Origin of the sequence: Catenibacterium sp. (assembly GCF_052354645.1) — a bacterium.
Taxonomy (GTDB): domain Bacteria; phylum Bacillota_I; class Bacilli_A; order Erysipelotrichales; family Coprobacillaceae; genus Catenibacterium; species Catenibacterium mitsuoka_A.
In genome coordinates this window covers 1-2698 of record NZ_DAWDDM010000264.1, presented here as the reverse complement: position 1 = coordinate 2698, position 2698 = coordinate 1, and the positions used below count along the sequence as shown (strand labels likewise).

At 32.7% G+C, this 2698-nt stretch carries 2 protein-coding genes; both read right to left on the bottom strand.

Annotated elements, in window-relative coordinates:
- Positions 1-91: 91 nt before the first annotated feature.
- Entirely contained in the window at positions 92-1234 is a 1143-nt protein-coding gene (gene rlmD / locus ACT8VG_RS09715) for a 23S rRNA (uracil(1939)-C(5))-methyltransferase RlmD (RefSeq protein WP_117459089.1), read from the bottom strand.
- Positions 1234-2640, bottom strand: coding sequence for a beta-Ala-His dipeptidase (pepD, locus tag ACT8VG_RS09710; RefSeq protein WP_444195744.1), 1407 nt, complete (start codon positions 2638-2640; stop codon positions 1234-1236). Before pepD ends, rlmD begins: the two co-directional genes overlap by 1 nt.
- Positions 2641-2698 lie beyond the last annotated feature (58 nt).

Here is a 2698-nt window from a genome sequence, read left to right as displayed (position 1 = left end):
TCATTTTTAAGCGCCTTTTTATTTAATGTCCTTGACACGGGGTCCACATTATTTTCACGTTAGTCCTTAAATAAGCCTTTTTATATCAATATTATTTTTTCTTGCTAGGGTTCACTCTTGACAGCAGTGCTATTGTCTCAATATGGCTCGTAAATGGAAACATATCATAAGGATATACATCCTTAAAATCATATCCTAGTTTTCTAAATAACTTTAAATCTCTTACCTGTGTATGAGGATCACAAGAAACATAAACAATTTCTTTTGGCTTTAAAGAAACAGCTGCTTTAATAAATGTTTCAGTAGAACCACTTCTTGGTGGATCCATAATAATCACATCTACATCTACTTTATGTTTTGCTGCTTCTACCATGAATTCAGTCGCATCCCCCTGAATAAACTTAATATTTTCAACCTTATTAAAAGTTTTATTCAGTTTTGCATCCTTCACGGCATCCTTATTAAGTTCTACCCCAATAACCTGTTTCGCATTCTTGCTCGCAATAAGCCCTATTGTCCCAATACCACAATATGTATCCATGATTTTAGGATCTTTAACTGTAATAAGAGATAAAGCTTTACTATATAATGCTTCACACTGATCATGGTTGATCTGATAGAAAGAACGTGGAGAAATCTTAAAAGTCATTCCACATAGTTCATCTACAATAAAACCTTTCCCAAAAAGAACCTTTTCTTGTTCACCTAATACAATACTTGTCTGTCTTTTATTTGTATTTAAGACAATACTCTTAATAGAAGGAAAAGCTTTCACAAGCTGATTACAGAAGTTCTTAGAACCTTTAAAGATAGCTTCATTAGATACAATGACAACTAATGTCTGATTTGTCTTGACTGCACGTCTAATAAGAATATGTCTAATTTCCCCTCTTCTTCTTTGTGGATCATAGATAGAAACTCTATACTTTCTAAATAGTACAGCTATTTTACTAATAATTGCATCTGTCTCCTGATCATGAATGAGACAAGATTTATAAGGAATAATACGATGAGAATTCTCTTCATATAAACCATAGTTATATGTCTTATCAAAGGCAATAATTGTCTTATTACGATAGTAATAAGGATCTTCCATACCTGAGACTGGGTGTACATTGACCTTTAAATCCTTAAAAATCTTCTTACATTCTTCATTCTTATATTCTAAAGACTTAACATATCCTTGATTAATAAACTGACAGCTTCCACATTTTTTCGCTATATCACATTTCATTATAATTCTCCTAGCCAGTTCTTTAGGAAGTCATGGACTTCATAAAGTGTTTTGATTTCTAATCTTTCCTGTGGTGTATGAATATCAATACAGTTTGGTCCCATAGTCACAATATCCATATCTGGAAATATTCGACTCATATAACCTGTTTCTAATCCACCATGAGTCGGTACTTCTTTGAGTTCTTTATCATATGCTTTTTTATAAGCTTCCTTGTAAGACTTACGTAACTGAGAATCAGGATCATAGCTCCAACCATAATACTCATCTGATGATGTCACACTTAAACCAAATAAAGAAGCAAATGTTTCTACTTCATTTACAAGTAGTTTAAGATTGATTTCATTCTCACTACGTAATAATAGAATAAGCTCTACAGCCTTTTCTGTTGTTTCCATAATTCCCAAGTTCAAAGAAAGAACTGGAAAATGATTGAAGTAATAAGAATACTTTTCTACACCATATGGACATAACGCAAGAAAATGAATTAGTGCATCACTATCTAAGATTACATGACCACTCTGTTCTTCTTCTAATGTATAATCTAAAGGTTCTAATGGATAAAGAGCCTTCTGTTCTTCCATTTTTTCATGAATAAAAGCCTTCAATTCTTCTTTATTACTTGTAGATTGGAATGTAAATAAACCATCTCTACAGATTGCATTAGACTTCTGTCCTGCATTAAGTGAAGAGAAACGAATATCAAAGCCATTATCTAAACATGCTTTTAGTACAAGTCCGGCAATCTTAATTGCATTACCTCTACCTTCTTTAATCGCATCACCAGAATGACCACCTAGTAATCCTTTTACATAGAATTTATATCCCTGATCATGAGATTCTACAAATGTCGCATTCTTTCTAATAGTTAACTGAACGCCACCTGCAGAAGAAACATTTGTTTCTCCTACTACATCACCATCTAAAGAAATCATCTTGCGAGCATGAATCCAATTCTTATCTACATGAGTAATACCATCCATAGTTGTTTCTTCCTGAACAGTAAATAAGCATTCTAAACGAGGATGTTTAAAGCTGTTATCACTTAATAAAGCAAGCATGATAGCCACTGCCACACCATCATCTGCTCCTAAAGTTGTTTTTGTTGCATGTAAATAACCATCTTCTTCATAGATTTCTAAAGGATCAGTGAGGAAGTCATGGTTACTATCTACATCTTTTTCAGCTACCATATCCATATGACCCTGTAATAAAATAGGTGCATGATCATCATATCCAGGACTTGCTTCCTTATAAATAATAATGTCCCCTATTTCATTTCTTGCATAATCAAGTTCATGATTCTGTGCAAATTCTTCTATATAATTGCCTAGTAATTCTTCATGTCCTGAAGGATGAGGAATACTACAAATAGTTTTAAAATAGTCTAATACATCTTTTATCATAGCTAACTGCCACTCAAAATGTGATTAAATATACTCACATCGAGATAATGTAAGTTCT